General features: G+C 69.2%; 14 protein-coding genes. 5 read left to right on the top strand and 9 right to left on the bottom strand.

What is annotated here, in order from left to right; genetic code table 11:
* Positions 1 to 150 precede the first annotated feature (150 nt).
* Complete coding sequence (locus AC3ENX_RS02280; protein WP_434810216.1) at positions 151 to 648, top strand: MarR family winged helix-turn-helix transcriptional regulator; 498 nt, start codon at positions 151 to 153, stop codon at positions 646 to 648.
* Positions 649 to 742: 94 nt separating this feature from the next.
* Here AC3ENX_RS02280 and AC3ENX_RS02275 read toward each other — a convergent pair whose 3' ends face one another.
* The 6 genes from AC3ENX_RS02275 to rsmA all read right to left on the bottom strand — a co-directional run bounded on the left by AC3ENX_RS02275 (position 743) and on the right by rsmA (position 7178).
* Positions 743 to 2560, bottom strand: a complete 1818-nt coding sequence (locus AC3ENX_RS02275) for an ABC-F family ATP-binding cassette domain-containing protein (protein ID WP_434810215.1) — start codon at positions 2558 to 2560, stop codon at positions 743 to 745.
* 32 nt (positions 2561 to 2592) lie between these two features.
* Positions 2593 to 2898 carry a WXG100 family type VII secretion target gene (locus AC3ENX_RS02270; protein ID WP_434810214.1) on the bottom strand — a complete coding sequence of 102 codons (306 nt, stop codon included), beginning with the start codon at positions 2896 to 2898 and terminating at the stop codon, positions 2593 to 2595.
* A 121-nt stretch (positions 2899 to 3019) separates the two neighbouring features.
* Positions 3020 to 4312 (bottom strand): GNAT family N-acetyltransferase, encoded by a 1293-nt coding sequence (locus AC3ENX_RS02265; RefSeq protein ID WP_434810213.1) that lies wholly within the window; start codon positions 4310 to 4312, stop codon positions 3020 to 3022.
* A complete protein-coding gene (locus AC3ENX_RS02260; protein ID WP_434810212.1) occupies positions 4309 to 5268 on the bottom strand; it encodes a 4-(cytidine 5'-diphospho)-2-C-methyl-D-erythritol kinase in 960 nt (319 codons plus the stop codon). Before AC3ENX_RS02260 ends, AC3ENX_RS02265 begins: the two co-directional genes overlap by 4 nt.
* A complete protein-coding gene (mgrA, locus tag AC3ENX_RS02255) occupies positions 5244 to 6317 on the bottom strand; it encodes an L-glyceraldehyde 3-phosphate reductase (protein ID WP_434810211.1) in 1074 nt (357 codons plus the stop codon). Before mgrA ends, AC3ENX_RS02260 begins: the two co-directional genes overlap by 25 nt.
* Positions 6318 to 6326: 9 nt before the next feature.
* On the bottom strand, positions 6327 to 7178 hold the full coding sequence (gene rsmA / locus AC3ENX_RS02250) for a 16S rRNA (adenine(1518)-N(6)/adenine(1519)-N(6))-dimethyltransferase RsmA (protein WP_434810210.1): 852 nt from the start codon (positions 7176 to 7178) through the stop codon (positions 6327 to 6329).
* A gap of 235 nt (positions 7179 to 7413) precedes the next feature.
* Here rsmA and AC3ENX_RS02245 point away from each other — a divergent pair, with 235 nt between their 5' ends.
* Genes AC3ENX_RS02245 through AC3ENX_RS02235 form a run of 3 tightly spaced genes read left to right on the top strand, consistent with a single transcriptional unit; the run spans position 7414 to position 11749 of the window.
* Positions 7414 to 9036: a glycosyltransferase family 2 protein gene (locus AC3ENX_RS02245; protein WP_434810209.1), complete on the top strand. Its 1623-nt coding sequence runs from the start codon at positions 7414 to 7416 to the stop codon at positions 9034 to 9036.
* Positions 9033 to 9755 carry an HlyD family efflux transporter periplasmic adaptor subunit gene (locus AC3ENX_RS02240; protein WP_434810208.1) on the top strand — a complete coding sequence of 241 codons (723 nt, stop codon included), beginning with the start codon at positions 9033 to 9035 and terminating at the stop codon, positions 9753 to 9755. Before AC3ENX_RS02245 ends, AC3ENX_RS02240 begins: the two co-directional genes overlap by 4 nt.
* Positions 9755 to 11749, top strand: a complete 1995-nt coding sequence (locus tag AC3ENX_RS02235; RefSeq protein WP_434810378.1) for a glycosyl hydrolase — start codon at positions 9755 to 9757, stop codon at positions 11747 to 11749. Before AC3ENX_RS02240 ends, AC3ENX_RS02235 begins: the two co-directional genes overlap by 1 nt.
* Here the strand turns inward: AC3ENX_RS02235 and AC3ENX_RS02230 are convergent.
* The 3 genes from AC3ENX_RS02230 to AC3ENX_RS02220 form a co-directional block, all read right to left on the bottom strand.
* The gene (locus AC3ENX_RS02230; protein WP_434810207.1) at positions 11728 to 12615 is read right to left on the bottom strand and encodes a TatD family hydrolase; all 888 of its coding nucleotides are present in this window, start codon (positions 12613 to 12615) and stop codon (positions 11728 to 11730) included. The genes AC3ENX_RS02235 and AC3ENX_RS02230 overlap by 22 nt on opposite strands.
* A 1-nt stretch (position 12616) precedes the next feature.
* Positions 12617 to 14185, bottom strand: coding sequence for a methionine--tRNA ligase (gene metG, locus AC3ENX_RS02225; protein ID WP_434810206.1), 1569 nt, complete (start codon positions 14183 to 14185; stop codon positions 12617 to 12619).
* Between the two features lie 61 nt (positions 14186 to 14246).
* Entirely contained in the window at positions 14247 to 15263 is a 1017-nt protein-coding gene (locus AC3ENX_RS02220; protein ID WP_434810205.1) for a LacI family DNA-binding transcriptional regulator, read from the bottom strand.
* Positions 15264 to 15443: 180 nt separating this feature from the next.
* Here AC3ENX_RS02220 and AC3ENX_RS02215 point away from each other — a divergent pair, with 180 nt between their 5' ends.
* The gene (locus tag AC3ENX_RS02215) at positions 15444 to 17465 is read left to right on the top strand and encodes a beta-galactosidase (protein ID WP_434810204.1); all 2022 of its coding nucleotides are present in this window, start codon (positions 15444 to 15446) and stop codon (positions 17463 to 17465) included.
* Positions 17466 to 17587 lie beyond the last annotated feature (122 nt).

The following is a 17587-nucleotide window of genomic DNA, read 5'->3' as shown; positions in this document are numbered from 1 at the left end:
TACCGGTCACAGGGTGCCGTGCGCGAGCGCTTGCGCGGTACTGGTCGGCCGGTTCCGTTACCGAACTGTGACCGGTTCCAGGGGATCGGCCAGGGAATCAGCCACCGACACATCGCGCTGCGAATGCGCCTCCGGTGGGAGGATGGCGGGATGAGCGCCGAACACGACGAGGTCGATCGCATCGTCGGCGCGTGGGTGACTCAGCGCCCCGACCTAGACTTCTCCCCGCTCGAAGTGCTCTCGCGCGTCGACCGGCTCTCCCGGCACCTCGACCGCGCCCGTCGCGAGGCGTTCCGCCGCAGCGAGTTGGAGCCGTGGGAGTGGGACGTGCTCTCTGCGCTGCGCCGCGCGGGCGAGCCGTATCAGCTGAGCCCCAAGCAGCTGCTGCAGCAGACGCTGGTCTCCAGCGGCACGATGACGAACCGCATCGACCGACTCGTCGGGCGCCGTCTCGTGCGCCGCGAAGCCGACCCGGGCGACGGTCGCAGCGTGCTGGTCACCCTCACCGAAGACGGCCGCACGCGCGTGGATGCCGCGATCACGCGCCTCGTCGACGCCGAAGCGCACCTGCTCGGCGTGCTCGCCCGCGCCGACCGCGACCGGCTCGCCGGCCTGCTGCGCAAACTCAGCCTCGGCTTCGACGCCTGAGGCCACCCCGCGTCGATCGACCGCGACGCCGACTGCTCGCCCGTCACGATCACGGGCCGCAGCGCCGCGTTCGTGACAGGCGAGCGGCCCGCGGTCAGCCGAGCTGCTCGGACAGCTCCAGCCAGCGGTCCTCGAGCGCTGAGACCTCGGACTCGATCGCCTGGATCTCGGCCATCTTCTCGCCGAGTCCGACATAGTCGGCCTGGTCGTGGTCGGCGAGCCGGTCGCGGCGGGTCACGGCATCCTGCTGCAGCTTCTGCATGCGCCGTTCGGTCGCCGCGAGCTCCTTCTGCGCCGCGCGCAGGTCGGCGCCCGAGAGCGCGGGCACTGCGGGCTGCGTCGAACCGTTCGTGGATGGGCCGGATGCCACCGGACGCGCACGCTGCTCGGCGCGCCGCCGCAGGTACTCGTCGACGCCCCCCGGCAGGTGCCGCAGCCGCCCGACGCCGTCGGCACCTGGCAGGATCGCGTACTGCTGGTCGGTGACGCGCTCGAGGAAGTACCGGTCGTGCGAAACCACGATGAGGGTGCCCGGCCACGAGTCGAGCAGGTCTTCCATCGCCGCGAGCATGTCGGTGTCGAGGTCGTTGGTCGGCTCGTCGAGGATCAGCACGTTCGGCTGCTGCAACAGGATCAGCAGCAGCTGCAGGCGGCGCTTCTGCCCACCCGACAGATCCTTCACCGGGGTCGAGAGCTGCGCGCTCGAGAAGCCCATCCGCTCGAGAAGCTGACCCGGAGTCAGTTCAGTCGCCTTCGACCCCGATCCGAACGTGTAGGTCGTGCGCAGCCGCGAGATGACGACGCGCACCGGATCGTCGAGGTGCTCCTCCAGCTCATCGAGCCGCTGCGTGAGGGTTGCGACCTGCACCGTCTTCCCGCGTTTGACGCGGCCACCGGTCGGCTGCACCTCGCCGGAGATCAGCCCCAGCAGGGTGGACTTGCCGGCGCCGTTGACACCGAGGATGCCGGTGCGCTCCCCCGGCGCGAGCCGCCACTCGACATCCGCCAGCACGCGCGTCTCGCCGTAGGCGACGGAGGCATCCAGCAGGTCGACGACGTCTTTCCCGAGTCGGGAGACGGCAAGCGAGGCGAGGTCGACCTTGTCGCGGATCTCGGGAACGTCCTCGATGAGCACGTTCGCCGCGTCGATGCGGAACTTCGGCTTCGAGGTGCGCGCAGGCGCGCCGCGCCGCAGCCAGGCGAGCTCCTTGCGCGCGAGGTTCTGCCGGCGCTGTTCGATCACGGCCGCCTGCCGGTCGCGTTCGACGCGCTGCAGGATGTACGCGGCGTACCCGCCCTCGAACGGCTCGACAATGCGGTCGTGCACCTCCCACGTCGTCGTGCACACCTCGTCGAGAAACCAACGGTCGTGCGTGACGACAAGCAGCCCGCCCGCGTTCGCAGCCCACCGCGTCTTCAGGTGCGCGGCAAGCCAGGCGATCGCCTCGACGTCGAGGTGGTTGGTGGGCTCGTCGAGGAACAGCACGTCATGGTCGCCGACCAGCAAGGCGGCGAGCGACACGCGTCGTCGCTGCCCACCCGACAGGCCCTGCACCGGACCGTCCCACTCCAGGTCGCCGAGGAGGCCCGAGATGACGTCGCGGATGCGGGCACTGCCGGCCCATTCGTGGTCGGGGGTGTCACCGACGACCGCCTCGCGGATTGTGAGGGTGTCATCGAGCACGTCGGCCTGGTCGAGCACGCCGACGTGCACACCGCCGCGGACGGTCACACGACCGGCATCCGGTTCAGCGAGCCCCGCGAGCATGCGCAGCAGACTCGATTTGCCGTCGCCGTTGCGTCCGACGACGCCGATGCGGTCGCCCTCGTCGATGCCGAGACTCACGCCGTCGAAGACGACCTTGGTCGGATACTCGAGGTGCAGCCCCTCGGCGCCCAGCAGATGCGCCATGGGGACGCCCCTCCTTCGTTCGGGCTTCCAGTCTAGGGACGCGGGCCGGCGCTGCGGTCCACGGCGGGAGTCGGAGCGTCCTCAGCGTGGGCGTAGGCGTGGGCGTCGGCGTCGAGAAGTCGGCCGAGCTCTTCGAGGGATGCCGTCAACTGCCCGCCGGCGTCATCCCATTGGGTCGTGAGCTCGGTGAACCGGTCCGACGTGCCCAGTTCACCCGAGACGAGACCGTCGACGAGTGAGCGCAGATTGGCCAACTGCGAACGGATCGAGCGCGCCCCTGCCGTGAGCTGACCGGCGACACCGGCGAGCGATTCCGACGTGGCACGAATCTGCGTCATGGACTTCCTCCAGAGGTCGTCGGGTCGACCCTCGCGCGCCCGGGCGGACGCAGCGGGAACAACCAGCGTATGCACCCGCATGCACCGGGTCGATGGGGAGAAGTCCCCATCACAGCCTCGGTCAGTACCAGATGCCGAGCACGGCCGCCTCGGGCCATGACAGCAACGCCGCAGCCGCCGACACACCCGAACCGGTCACCCGGCCGGCACGTGCGAGCGTGCGCAGGTCGACCGAGCCGAGCACCGCCGAGGAGAGCTCGGAGACTCCCAGCCGCACGTCGGTCGCGGCATCATCCGGCGCGGCCGAAACGGAGCCGGCGCCGGACTCGTTCGTCTGCAACAGGTATCGGCCCTCGGCGATGCCGAGCGGATCTGTCACCTCGAGCACGACGCGGCCGACGCGGTCATACCGTCGCGCCTGCAAGACGGCCGGCACGTCGAGCACGCGCAGGTACTGATGGTCTTCGAGCGTGCGGGTCGCCGCGCGAACGTCGTCGATCATCCACACGACCGGATCGTCTGGTGAGCGCAGCGAGGCGCTGACCGTGCCGACGAGGTCGTGGTCGACGAGGTAGCGCCAGAGCGCCGCCGCCGCGTCGTCGGTCTCGGTGATGAGGGTCACGACGTCGATCTTCGCCTTTGTGAAATCGTCGTGGTTCTCGGACACCGTGTAGGTGAGGATGCCGCGTGCGGCACCGTCTGCGTCTGCGTAGCGCACGCAGCGCACCTTGCCGCCCTCCTTCGCGTCGGGCGCCGTGCCGGTGAAGCGGTCTTCGTGCCCCGGGGGCAGCGAGATGTCGCCGGGACGACTCAGCCTGACGCGGTCGTGCAGTTCGGCGACGAGGTCGCGTGCCGACTCGCGCGAGATGAGGTCGACGCGGCCACCTGGCCGCGGCCCGACCCAATCCGCACGCTTGACGTCGATCTCGATCGTGCAGGCCGTCGTCGCGACGCCGAACCCGTAGCGCCCGTAGAGGGTGGATTCGGAGACGGTGAGCATCGCGATCGGCACCCCGGCGCTGACGGCCGCGCGCAGTTCGCCTTCGAGCATGGCCCGGGCGATCCCACGACGGCGGTGCGTCTGGGCGACCGTGACGGCGCTGATGGCAGCAGCCGGCAGCGTCGTCCGACCCGGGAGCGTCAGCTCGCCGATCCACGAGTCGACCGTGCCCACGGGCACGTCAGGATGGGGCGCCGATGCGTCGTAGATGCCGGTGATCCGCTTGTCCGCGTTCCGAACCACCGACGCGTCGAGCTGCTCCTCGCTGGACTCGGGCCCCTGAAACCCACGCGCGACCGCCTGCAGCCAAGGCCGCACGGCGTCGCCGGTGACGAGGCGCATGTCGAGCCCTCCGTCCCGCAGTCGGGCAGCCGAGGTCTCATCGACGGGTCGCGTCGTCCAGTCCTGCGTCATGATGCGCTCACCACTCTCGTTCCACCGACGGGTCCGTGCACGTGCCGGACATCGTGTCCTTCTTCTGCGAGCCGCTCGCCGATCATGGCTGCGGCATCGGGATCTGCTGCGAGGAACGCGACCGTCGGGCCCGATCCCGACACGAGCCCCGTCAACGCGCCGTGCCCGATCCCGTCCGCGACGAGGTCGGCCAGCGCGGGGCGCAAGGCGCACGCGGCCGCTTGCAGATCGTTTCGGGCAGCGCGGGCCAGCGTTGCGGCATCCCCCGCGCGGAGCGCCTGCAGCACCTGCGGGTCGACGACGGGGTCGCCTGCATCGGGCGCGATGTCGGGGCGACGCTGCGCCCGCAGGCGATCGAGCTCGCCGTAGACGACGGGCGTCGACAGCCCCTCACCGTCGGTCACGAGCACCCAATCGAAGCGCCCACGCGCCAACGCCGGGCTGAGCTGGTCGCCGCGACCGGTGCCGACGGCAGTGCCCCCGAGCAGCGCGAACGGCACGTCTGCACCGAGCCGGGATGCCAGATCGTGCAGCCGCGCGACCGGCAGGCCCGTGCGCCACAGCGCGTCGCATGCGACCAGCGCGGCTGCGGCGTCGGCCGAACCGCCTCCCATGCCACCCGCAACCGGCACGTGTTTGTCGACCACGAGATGGACCCCGCCGGTGTAGCCGGTCTCGCTCGCCAGCAGCCGTGCCGCGCGGATCGCCAGGTTGCGGTCGTCGAGCGGCACACCTTCGACATCGACGGAGCCCGTCACCGCGATCGTGAAATCGTCGGATGGTGTCGCCACGACTTCTTCGACGGCCGAGACGGCCTGATAGACCGACGCGACATCGTGGTAGCCGTCAGGCTGCACGTCGCCGACCGCGAAGAACACGTTCAGCTTGCCGGGTGCCCGTACGAGCACCCGGTCAAGCGTCGCGCCGTGGCTCACAGTGCGGTCGAGTCCGCCCACAGATCGACATCGATGCCGTCGGACAGCGCGTCGATCTGCTCGAGTTCTTCGGTGTCGAACGCGGGCCCGTCGAGGGCTGCGAGGTTCTCGTCGAGCTGCGAGGCACGCGAGGCGCCGATGAGCGCAGAGGTGACCACAGGGTCGCGCAGCACCCACTGGATCGCCATCTGGGCGAGCGACTGTCCGCGACGCTGCGCGATGTCGTTGAGGCTGCGCAGCGTCGCGAGGCCCTTCTCGCTGAGCTGGTCGCGGCCCGACATCGACGACCGCTGCTGCGCACGCTCCGCGGTGCCGTCGCCGAGGTACTTGCCGGTGAGCAGTCCCTGCGCGAGCGGGGTGAAGGCGATCGCGCCCATGCCCTCCTGCCGCAGTACATCGATCAGTCCGTCCTCGACCCAGCGGTTGAGGACCGAGTACGCGGGCTGGTGGATCACCAGCGGTGTGCCCAGCTCGCGCGCGGCGGCCTGCGCCGCAGCGGTGCGTTCGGCGCTGTACGACGAGATGCCCACGTAGAGCGCCTTGCCCTGGCGCACGAGCGTGTCGAGGGCGCCCACGGTCTCTTCGATCGGGGTGTCGGCGTCGGGGCGGTGCGAGTAGAAGATGTCGACGTAGTCGACGCTCATGCGCTGCAGCGACTGCTCGGCGCTCGCGATCAGGTACTTGCGTGAGCCCTGGGTGCCGTAGGGACCCGGCCACATGTCGTAGCCGGCCTTCGACGAGATGATGAGCTCATCGCGGTACGGCGCGAAGTCCTCGCGCATCATGCGGCCGAAGTTCGTCTCGGCCGAGCCGTAGGGCGGCCCGTAGTTGTTCGCCAGGTCGAAGTGCGTGATGCCCCGGTCGAACGCGTGGCGCAGGAGGGCGCGCTGGTTGTCGAAGGGGATGTTGTCGCCGAAGTTCCACCACAGGCCGAGCGAGATCGGCGGCAGATACAGCCCCGATGAGCCCACCTGGCGGTACGAAGAACCCTCGTAGCGGTCGTCGGCTGCGGTGTAGGGGCGGTGCAGGTCGCCGCCGCGGGAGGGCGGGAAGCGTTCGGTGTCGGTCACCTGTCCAGGCTAGCGACCCGCGGCGACTTCGGCGATGCGGTGGAAGTCGTCGACGGTGAGCTGCTCGCCGCGCGCGGTCGGTGCCACGCCGGCCCGTTCGAGGATCTCGGATGCCGATGCCGCCGACCCGCCCAATACCAACGAGAGCGCCTGCCGCAGCATCTTGCGACGCTGCTGGAAGGCCGCATCGATGACGGCGAACGTGCGGCGGCGTTCGTCTTCTGTCCCTCGCGGTTCGGGGTTGCGGGTGAAGCCCACCAGCACGCTGTCGACGTTGGGCACCGGCCAGAACACCTGGCGAGAGACGGTGCCGGCGAGCCGCCACGGGCCATACCAGGCAGCCTTCGCGCTCGGCGCGCCGTAGACCTTCGAGCCTGGAGCTGCGGCCAGCCGCTCCCCCACCTCGGCCTGCACCATGACGACGCCGCGCTCGAGACCGGGGAAGGTCTCGAGGAAGTGCAGCAGCACCGGCACGCTGACGTTGTAGGGCAGGTTCGCAACCAGCACGTTCGGGTCCCCCGGCAGCTCGTGCACGTGCAGGGCGTCGGCGTCGACCACCGTGAGCGCGCCCGTCGCGACGCCATGCGCTGCTGCCGTGGCAGGCAGCCGTTCGGCCAGGCGATGGTCGATCTCGACGGCCGTGACGGGGGCTCCGGTCTCGAGGATCGCGAGGGTCAGCGACCCCAGCCCCGGACCGATCTCGACGACCCGGTCGTCGGCGGTGACCGATGCCGCCTGCACGATCTTGCGAACCGTGTTCGCATCGACGACGAAGTTCTGCCCCAGCTTCTTCGTCGGGGTCACGTCGAGCGCAGCGGCGAGCGTGCGGATTTCGGCGGCTCCGAGCAGGGTCACGGGCATGAAGATCACTGTACCCAGCAGACGGTCGGCACTCTGCCAGCCCGTCGTCACCAGTCGTTTACGTGCCCGGCACTCCCCTGTCTCATGTGGAGGCGAACATAGCGAGTGCGGCAACGAGGCTGCGGCTTTGATCGACCGAATGACTTTCTGGGGGAGTCCAATGGTCCAAACCGACAGCGACGCTATTCGCGTCATCCGGCGCAACAGTCACTATCGAGGTGCCGCCAGTCCCGTCATGGTGCTCCTGGTGATCATCGGAACGATCGGCATCCTCGCGTATGCGGCGTTCCTGCTCAATCCGGGCAACCGCGGCGACGCGATCCCGTACGTCATGGTCATCGTCGCCGAGACGATCCTCGTCTTCCACGCGCTCCTGGCGATGTGGACGATTCTCTCCAGTGGCTACGACCCGAGAGACTTCGCCTATCACGCCGCCCGTGCACTGCTGATGCCTCGCGCGGACGACGGCGACGATGCCGTGCATCTCGGCGGCCGCGAGGTGCTGATCGATGTGTTCATCACGGTCTACGGCGAAGACCTCGATGCCGTCCGCCGCACCGTCACGGCGGCCGTCGCGATGCGAGGCCGGCATCGCACCTGGATTCTCGACGACGGACGCTCCGACGAGGTGAAGGCGCTGGCCGCGGAGGTCGGAGCGTGGTACGTGCGACGACTGAGCTCGAACGGGGCGAAGGCAGGGAACGTGAATCACGCACTGTCGATCGCGAAGGGCGACTACTTCGTCATCCTCGATGCCGACTTCGTGCCCAAGCCCGACCTCCTGGTGGAGACGGTCCCGTTCTTCACCGACAGCACCGTCGCCTTCGTGCAGACGCCACAGGCGTACGGCAACTTGCACACCGTCATCGCCCGCGGGGCCGCCTATATGCAGACGGTGTTCTACCGCTTCATCCAGCCCGGTCGCAACCGGTTCAATGCGGCGTTCTGCGTCGGCACCAACGTGGTGTTCCGCCGCGCCGCGATCGACGAGATCGGCGGCATGTACACCGACTCGAAGTCGGAGGACGTGTGGACGGCGCTGATGCTGCACGAGCGTGGCTGGCGATCGGTGTTCATCCCCGATGTGCTCGCAGTCGGAGATGCACCCGAGACGGTCGAGGCGTACAGCAAGCAGCAGTTGCGGTGGGCGTCCGGTGGCTTCGAAATCCTGCTGCAGCACAATCCGCTGAGCATCCGCCGGCGACTGACCATGGACCAGCGCATCCAGTACCTCGTGACGGCCACCTTCTACCTCACCGGCATCTGTCCCCTGCTGCTGCTGCTCGTGCCGCCGCTGGAGATCTACTTCGATCTGCGGCCGATGCACCTGGACATCTCGGTGTTCACGTGGGCGCTGTACTACGCCGGGTTCTACGTCATCCAGATCCTGCTCGCGTGGTTCGCGGTGGGCTCGTTCCGATGGGAGACCCTGACACTCGCAACGGTGTCGTTCCCGATCTACACCAAGGCGCTGTGGAACGTGATCACGGGCAAGTCTGAGGGCTGGCATGTGACGGGGTCGGCATCCACCCGTTCGCCGTTCAACTTCATCATCCCGCAGACGCTGTGCTTCGTCTTCCTCGCCCTCACGACCGTCGTCGCGGTGTGGCGAGACATCGACAACGGCACCGTGACGCTCGCGATGGCCTGGAACGCGACGAACACCGTCATCCTCGGCGCCTTCCTCGGCGCAGCGCTGCGCGAACTGCATCTGCGCCGCCGACCCCGGCCGCTCCCCGACGTCTCAACCGAACCCACCCCCACAGATCCCATCACCGTCATCGCCCGACCGGCGCCGCGAGAGCAGGCCGCCTCCCGACGCCGGCACGCCGACGCCCGCCTCGGAGGTATCTCATGACCTGGGCCAGCAGACTCAAGCTCACCCTCGGACTCATCATCGTCGTCGCGCTCGTCGCCGTCGGCACGATCGTGTTCAACCAGCGTCAGAACTCGGCGCAGTCCACCAGCGCCGAGATCGTCGCCGACGCATACGCCGTCGGCACCGATTACGGCGGCACCGTCACCGAGCTGTACGTGCACGACGGCGACGCCGTCGCAGCGGGCGACCCGTTGTTCGCGGTGCAGTCGCTCGCACTGCAGCTCGACATCGCCTCGGGGTACACGGTCGATTCCGAGCACGTGGCCGACGACGGCACCACCACCGTGGTGGCCAGCGTCGCCGGCACCGTCACCGACGTCTCGGTCGTGCAGGGCGGGTTCGCGCCCGCCGGGAGCGTCCTGGCGACCATCGACCGCGAGCGCACGCTGTCCGTCGACGCGGATTTCGTGCTCACCGCGCGCGACTACGTCCGAATCGCCACCGACGCAGAGGCGGAGATCCTCCTGCCCAGCGGCGAGACACTCGTCGGCGCCGTGAGCAGTGTGGATGTCGCGACCGCCGACGGACAGGCACTGTCGACGGTGAGCATCGACAGCGCGGAACTCGCCGACGAAACGGCGACCGGGCTGTTCCAGTCGGGGACGCCCGTCACGGTCACGCTGAGGTTGCGCGACGACGGTCCGCTGGCCGGCATCTCCGACGCGTTCGGCGACCTGTTGCGGAAGATCGGCCTGTGATGCGGCGACCGCTCACCGTCATCTTGGCCGCGGCCGGCGTGCTGGCGCTGTGCGCGTCGTGCGTGTCGGCCCCCGATGACGACTGGAATCAGCCGACGCCGGCCCCGACCTCGTCCGTCTCGACGTTGCCGACCGAATCGGTCTCTGACGCCGCCCCGCTGCGACTCGCCGACCACGTCATCGTGCCCACCAGCCGGTGGTATTCGAGCATCGTGTTCGCCGACGAACTGCAGCCGGTGTTCCCCTACCCGCTCGCGGTCGCCCCTCGCACCGACGGATTCACGGTGGCGCTCCCCAGCGTCACCGCGAGCGCCACGACAATCGCAGCGCCGTTCGCCGACGGGGTATCGGTCGGCCTGGGCGCTGAGGAGGTCACCGTCGTCGCCGCCGACGCGGTCGCCGTAACCCTCGCCTACGCCGACGCCGACGGCGTCTCGGCCGAGGTCACACTCGCCGAAGGCTCGCCGGTCGCAGGAATCGTTTCGCAGCGCGATCTCACCCTCGCCATCGAGGCGCCGCTTGTCGAAGCAGGCGACGGTCTCTGGTCCACGACGGTGGCGGGCGTGGAGTACGGCATCCTCGCGCCCGGTGCACAACCCGATGGCGACGGGCTGCGCGTGGACGACGGCGCGACCGTGCAGGTGTTCCCGGTTCCCGCCGACGGCGCCATCGAGCAGTGGCGGGAGGCGCTGGACGATCCGATCACCGGAGTGGAGGTCTCGTACACCGTTGACGAGGAGACAGCCGCGACACGACTGCGGTACACGGGGACCGATGCCACGGTGCTGGTCCCGTTCGGCGGGCACGACGTGGGCCTCGAGTGTTCGCTGGGCACCTTCCAGACCGCGTACGGCGATGCGCCGGCGTGCGCCGCCACCGAGCTGGCATGGTCGGTGCCCTCCGTCGATCCCGCGGCCGGGTATGACCTCACCGGGATCGCCTCCGATGACCGAGAGGAGTTGCTCGGGCTCTTGCGCGCCGATCTGGCCGACACCGCCGACGTCCCGGCCGACACCTACTACGGCGGCAAGGCCCTCGCACGGTTGGGCACCATGCTCTCGCTCGCACGTGCCCTCGACGATGCCGATCTCGCCGCCGCGATCGCGGACGAACTGCAGGCCGAGCTGCTCCCGTGGCTCGACGCGGACGCGTGCACGCAGCGCGCGGAGCGGTGCTTCGTGTTCGACGACCGGCTCGACCTCGTGGTCGGGAAGATGCCGTCGTTCGGTTCGGAGGAGGGCAACGACCATCACTTCCACTACGGCTACTTCCTCACGGCCGGCGCAGCACTCGCCGCCGAACGCCCAGAACTGGTGGAAGAGATGGCAGCGGTGCTCGACGTGTTGGCCGCCGATGTGGCGGCGGGATCGGAGGAGATGCCCGCGCTCCGAGTGTTCGACCCCTATCGCGGTCACTCCTGGGCCGGCGGTCTCAGCGTGTTCGCCGACGGCAACAACCAGGAGTCCAGTTCTGAAGGGGTCGGCGCGTGGAACGGCCTCGCGCTGTGGGCGCAGGCGCGCGAGAACGACGAGCTCGCCTCACGTGCGACGTGGCTGCTGTCTGCCGAGGCGGACGCAGCCGCGCGGCTGTGGCTCGATCCCGACCTCAGCGGACTGCCGGACGGATTCGAGCACACGATGCTCTCCCTCAGTTGGGGCGGCAAGCGCGACTACGCGACGTGGTTCAGTCCAGAACCGTCGGCAATTCTCGGCATCCAGTTGCTGCCACTGTCGGCCGTGTCGCTCGAGTACCTCCCCACCGACGCGGAACGGGTCGCAGAGCTCGTGGCAGAAGCCGGCGGCGAGTCCGGATTCAGCGGCGCGCTGGGAGACTACGTGATGCTGTACTCGGCGATCATCGGCGAAGACGAGCTCGCGCGCGCCGAAGCGCTCGCGCGCGAGCGCACCGAGTGGGATGACGGACTGTCCGCATCGGCGGCAATGGCGTGGCTGACGGCCGTGCGGTTGAACGATCAGTCTTCGAACGCGCCGTAGACGGCGAGGGTGTTCGACGCGATCTGCGCGCAGAACTCGTCGAGGTCCGCTCCCAGCTCGGCGGCCATGAACCGCACCGTCACCGGCACCAGGTACGGCGCGTTGGGGCGACCGCGGTGCGGCGTGGGCGTGAGGAACGGCGCGTCGGTCTCGACGAGGATGCGCTCGATCGGTGTGACGGCCAGGGCGTCGCGCAGGTTCTGGGCGTTCTTGAACGTGACGTTTCCCGCGAAGCTGAGCCAATACCCGCGCTCACCCGCGATACGCGCCATCTCGGCATCGCCCGAGAAGCAGTGGAAGACGGTGCGCTCTGGCGCACCCACCCGCAACAGCGTCTCGAGCACGGCGTCATGCGCATCGCGGTCGTGGATCTGCATCGCGATGCCGTGGCGCTTGGCGAGGTCGATGTGCGCCTCGAAGCTCTCGAACTGTGCGGGCAGGCCGGCCTCGTCGGTGCGGAAGAAGTCGAGCCCGGTCTCGCCGATGGCACGAACACGAGGCTGTCCGGCGAGCTCGTCGATGACCCCGATCGCCTCATCGAGACGGCCGGCCGCCTGGTAAGCGGGCGCCTCATTCGGGTGGATCGCGACGGCGGCGAGCACCCGTGGATGCTGCTGCGCCGCCCACGCCGACCACCGACTCGAATCGATGTCGCCGCCGGCCTGCACGACCCCGGCGACACCCACCTCGGCGGCCCTGGCCAGCTGCTCGTCGAGCGAGAGCGGCTGCTCACCGTCCTCGATCTCGAGATGGGCGTGGTTGTCGTAGACGGCGACCGACAGCGGTTCGGGAGCGACCGGATAGGTCACGTCGCGCGCGCCCTTCTCCCGCTGACGCACGTACTGGCTCGGATCTGCCTCGGTCATCTCAGGCGGGCTGCTCGACGCGCGGGAACAGCGGCGCGAGGGCACCGACGGTCGTGCCCGCGGGCAGCTGGCCCCACATGCCGGCGTCACGGATCGGCTGCGCATCCAGCGCGCCGTCGATGCCGAGCGCATCCCACAGCTTCGCGGTCGCCTGCGGCATGAACGGCGACAGCAGGACAGCGAGCGCACGCAAGCCCTCGGCCGCCGTGTAGAGCACGGTGCCCAGACGTGCACGCTGCGCGTCGTCCTTCGCGAGCGCCCACGGCTCGTTCTCGGTGATGTAGCCGTTGAGGGCGTCGACGATCGTCCAGATCGCATCGATGGCCTCGTCGGGCCGGAACCGCTCCATGGCGGCATCCGCATCGCCTGCCGCCCGCGCCACGACGCGCTGGATGTGGATGTCAGCCTCAGTCGGCTCGCCCTGCTCGGGGACGACGCCGTCGAAGTAGCGGCTGATCATCGCGGTCGTACGGGAGGCGAGATTGCCGAAGCCGTTGGCGAGTTCGGCCTGGTAGCGCGCCGAGAGGTCTTCCCACGAGAACGATCCGTCCTGCCCGAACGCGATCGCCGAAAGGAAATAGAACCGGTAGGCGTCCGACCCGAACACGTCGGTGATCTCGGTCGGCGCGATGCCGGTCAGCTTCGACTTCGACATCTTCTCGCCGCCGACGAGCAGCCAGCCGTGCGCGAAGACGCCACGGGGCACCTCGACGCCCGCAGCCATGAGCATTGCGGGCCAGATCACCGCGTGGAAGCGCAGAATGTCCTTGCCGACCACATGGTATGCGGGCCAGCGGCGTGCGAACTGCTCCTCGTCGGTGCCGAAGCCGACGGCCGTCGCGTAGTTGAGCAGGGCGTCGACCCACACGTAGATGACGTGCGACTCGTCCCACGGCACGGTGATGCCCCAATCGAACGTCGATCGGGAGATCGACAGGTCCTTCAGGCCGTTCTTGACGAAGGAGATCACTTCGTTGCGCGCGGAGTCGGGGCGGACGAAGTCGGGCACCGAGCGGTAGAGCTCCAGCAACCGGTCCTGGAACTCGCTCAACTTGAAGAAGTAGTTCTTCTCCTGCAGCAGTTCGAGCGGCTTGGAGTGGATGGCGCAGACCTTGAGGCCCTCGAACTCACCGGTGCCAGGCAGCACCTCGGCCTCGGTCTTGAACTCTTCGCACCCGACGCAGTACAGCGCCTCGAACTCGCCCGCGTAGATGTAGCCGCGGTCGTAGATGGCCTGCACGAACTCCTTCACGCGCTCCTCGTGGCGGGGCTGCGTCGTGCGGATGAAGTCGTCGTTGGCGACGTCGAGGGTCTCGAGCACGGGGAACCACGACTCGGTGACCAGCTTGTCGACCCACTCCTGCGGCGTCGCGCCGTTCGCCGCGGCGGCGCGCATCATCTTCTGGCCGTGCTCGTCGGTGCCGGTCAGCATCCAGGTGTCGTCGCCGGCCTGGCGGTGCCAGCGCGCGAGCGCGTCGACGGCCACGGTCGTGTAGCCGTGCCCGATGTGGGGCACGTCGCTCGGGTAGTAGATCGGCGTCGTGATGTAGAAGCTGCTGGCGGTGCTCACCTGAGGATTCTAGTTCTCGGCGACGGGTGCCGAGAGCGTGTGACGGGTCTGGATGCCGGCTTCAGGCGCTGTCGCGGGCCACGAGCGTCGTGGGCAGCACGACCGAGGTGCGTGTCGTGCCGCCGATGACGTCGAGCACCATCTCGACCATGGTCGCGCTGATGTCGGCCCACGGCTGCCGCATCGTCGTCAGCGGGGGGTCGTGGGTCTCGGCGAGCCCCGAGTCGTCGAATCCGGCGACTGCGACGTCTTCGGGCACGCGACGCCCCGAACGGCGGATGGCAGCGATCGCGCCGACCGCCATCACGTCGGATGCCGCGAACACGGCGTCGATGTCGGGCTGCCGCTCGAGCAGCCGCGTCATGGCCGCGGCCCCCGCTTCGCTCGAGTAGACGTCCTGTTCGACGAGATCGGGATCGAAGCGGTCCCCCATGACCTCTCGGAACCCGAGCAGTCGGTAGCGGCCGCCGGGGGTGTCGTCGGGGCCGGTGATGACGGCGATGTGTTCGTGCCCGCGGTCGATGAGGTACCGGGTCATCTCCCGAGCGGAGGCCGCTTCGTCGACCGAGACCGTCGGCACGTGCGCGCGGTCACCCAGCGGCACACCGCTGCACACGGTCGGGACGCCGGCCGAGATGAGGGACGCCAGCAGCGGGTTCGATTCGTGCGACGAGATGAGCAGCACGCCATCGACGTGTCCGGCGCGCACGTATCGCTCGACGTTCGCCCGCTCGTCGGCGGAGTCGGCGATGAGCAGGACGAGGGTCATCCCCTTGCGGGCGAGCGCTTCGGTCGCACCGCGCAGCAGCAGGGCGAACGTCGGGTCGGCGAAGAGCAGATGCTGGGGCTCGGTCAGCAGGAAGGCGATCGATCCGGAGCGACCCGTGGCGAGCGAGCGCGCTGCGTGGTTGGCGGTGTATCCGGTCTCGCGGATCGCCGCTTCGACCGCGGCGCGCGCCTCTGCCGACACCCAGTGCCCGCCGTTGATGACGCGCGAGACCGTGCCGTGCGAAACACCCGCGACCGCCGCCACATCGCGGATCGTCGGTTTGCGAAGCGCGTCGCTGCTCCCATTCACGTCGGCGACTCTATCGCGCCGTCGACGCCGCGCACAGCACGAAGCTGTGACCGGTCACAGTTCGATAACGAAGGATGACACGAACGCCGGCCGGACGTATCGTGGACAGCACCCTGGAACCGGTAACAGTCCGATTCCGGGCGCGGACGACACCACCGACCCGAGGAAGCGTCAACCGACATGAGTTCAGCCGTCTGGCCCGACCTGCGATCGATGGCTTTCGGTGGTGACTACAACCCCGAGCAATGGCCTCGCGAGGTCTGGCGCGACGACGTGCGCCTCATGCGGGAGGCCGGCGTCAACCTCGTGAGCATCGGGATCTTCTCGTGGGCCCTCATCGAGGTGCGCGAGGGCGAGTTCGACTTCTCGTGGCTCGACGAGATCATCGAACTGCTGCACGAGAACGGCATCGCCGTCGACCTCGGCACCCCCACTGCCTCTCCCCCGGCATGGTTCTTCGCGAACCACCCCGATGCGCGCGCCGTGACCGCCGACGGCGTGCCGCTGGGCTTCGGCTCGCGCGGCATGGCCTCGCACTCCGCGCCCGCCTACCGTGACGCCGCCGTGCGCATCGCGACCGAACTGGCGCAGCGCTACGGCTCGCACCCCGCCGTCGTGCTGTGGCACGTGCACAACGAGTACGGTGTGCCGGTCGGCGAGGACTTCTCCGACCATTCGGTGCGCGAATGGCGGCTGTGGCTGCAGGAGCGGTACGGCACACTCGACGCCCTCAATGCCGCGTGGGGCACCGCGTTCTGGGGCCAGCACTACGGCGAATGGGCGCACGTGGGCGCCCCGGCGACCGCGCCGAGCGTCATCAACCCGGCCCAGCGCCTCGACTTCGCCCGCTTCACCGACTCCCAGCTGCGCGCTTGCTTCGTCGCCGAGCGCGACGCGATCCGCGCGCACAGCGACCGGCCGATCACGACCAACTTCATGGCCAACCAGCACAACGGCTGCGACCTGTGGGCGTGGGCACGCGAAGTCGACATCGTCTCCGACGACCACTACCTGTGGGCCGCCGACGAAGAGGGGGAGATCGGCCTGGCGATCGCCGCCGACCTCACGCGTTCGGTCGGCGGCGGCGCGCCGTGGATCCTCATGGAGCACTCCACCTCGGCTGTGAACTGGCAGCCCCGCAACGTCGCAAAGCGCCGCGGTGAGATGGCACGCAACTCGCTGTCGCACGTGGGACGCGGCGCGGACGGCATCCTCTTCTTCCAGTGGCGGGCGGGACGCTCGGGCGCCGAGAAGTTCCACTCCGCGATGTTGCCGCACGCCGGCGAGACCTCCCGGGTGTTCCGCGAGGTCGTCGACCTGGGAGCCAAGCTCGGCACCCTCGACGAGGTGCTCGGCTCGCGCGTGCACGCCGATGTCGCGGTGCTGTGGGACTTCGAGTCGTTCTGGGCGCAGGACCTCGAATGGCGCCCGTCGGTCGACGTCGGCCACGCCGAACGCATCCGCGCGTTCTACGAGCGACTGTGGCGCGACAACATCACCGTCGACTTCGCCCTCCCCGGTCATGACCTGAGCGGCTACAAGCTCGTGATCGCACCCGCGCAGTACCTGCTCAGCGGCGCTGATGCCGACAACCTCAACCGCTACGTCGAGCAGGGCGGCACCCTCGTCGTCTCGTTCTTCTCGGCCGTCGTCGACGAGAACGACGCCGTGCACTCGGGTGGTTTTCTCGCTCCCCTCGCCCCCGCGCTCGGCGTCACTGTCGAGGAGCACCTGCCGCTGCGCGAAGGCGACACCGGCGGTGTGGACTTCGGCGGCAGCACGCTCACGGTCGACGTGTGGCAGGAAGATCTCACCCTCGTCGGCGCCGAGACCCGCGGTGTCTACACCGACGGCCCGGGCACAGGCGGCGCCGCGATCACCCGTCACCGCCACGGCGCGGGCATCGGCTGGTACATCAGCACGCGCCCCGACGCAGACGGCCTCGCGGCCATCATGACCGAGGTGTACGCCGACGCGGGCATCGCGCCCGCGGAGCTTCCGACGGGGGTGGAGGCCATCCGTCGTCGCGGCGTCGATGCCGACTACCTCGTCGCCATCAACCACGGAACGGATGCCGTTTCGTTACCGACTTCGGGCGTCAACCTGCTGACACAGGACGACATCCGGGGCATGCTGGTGCTCCAGCCGGGCGACGTCGCCGTCGTCCGCGAACCGCACACAGCATCGGGAGGTGGTCGATGATCGACCGCTTCTCTGCGGGAACCCCCGCGAAGCAGCACTGAGAGAGACCCGCCGCGACCGTTCGGCCGCGGCATCCACCACCGGTCGTGACGGCGCGATCTCACCCGAGGCCCGCAGGATCG

The organism is Microbacterium sp. bgisy189 (assembly GCF_057707225.1).
Note: the sequence above shows the minus strand (reverse complement) of the source record. Positions and strands in the feature narration are given on the sequence as shown.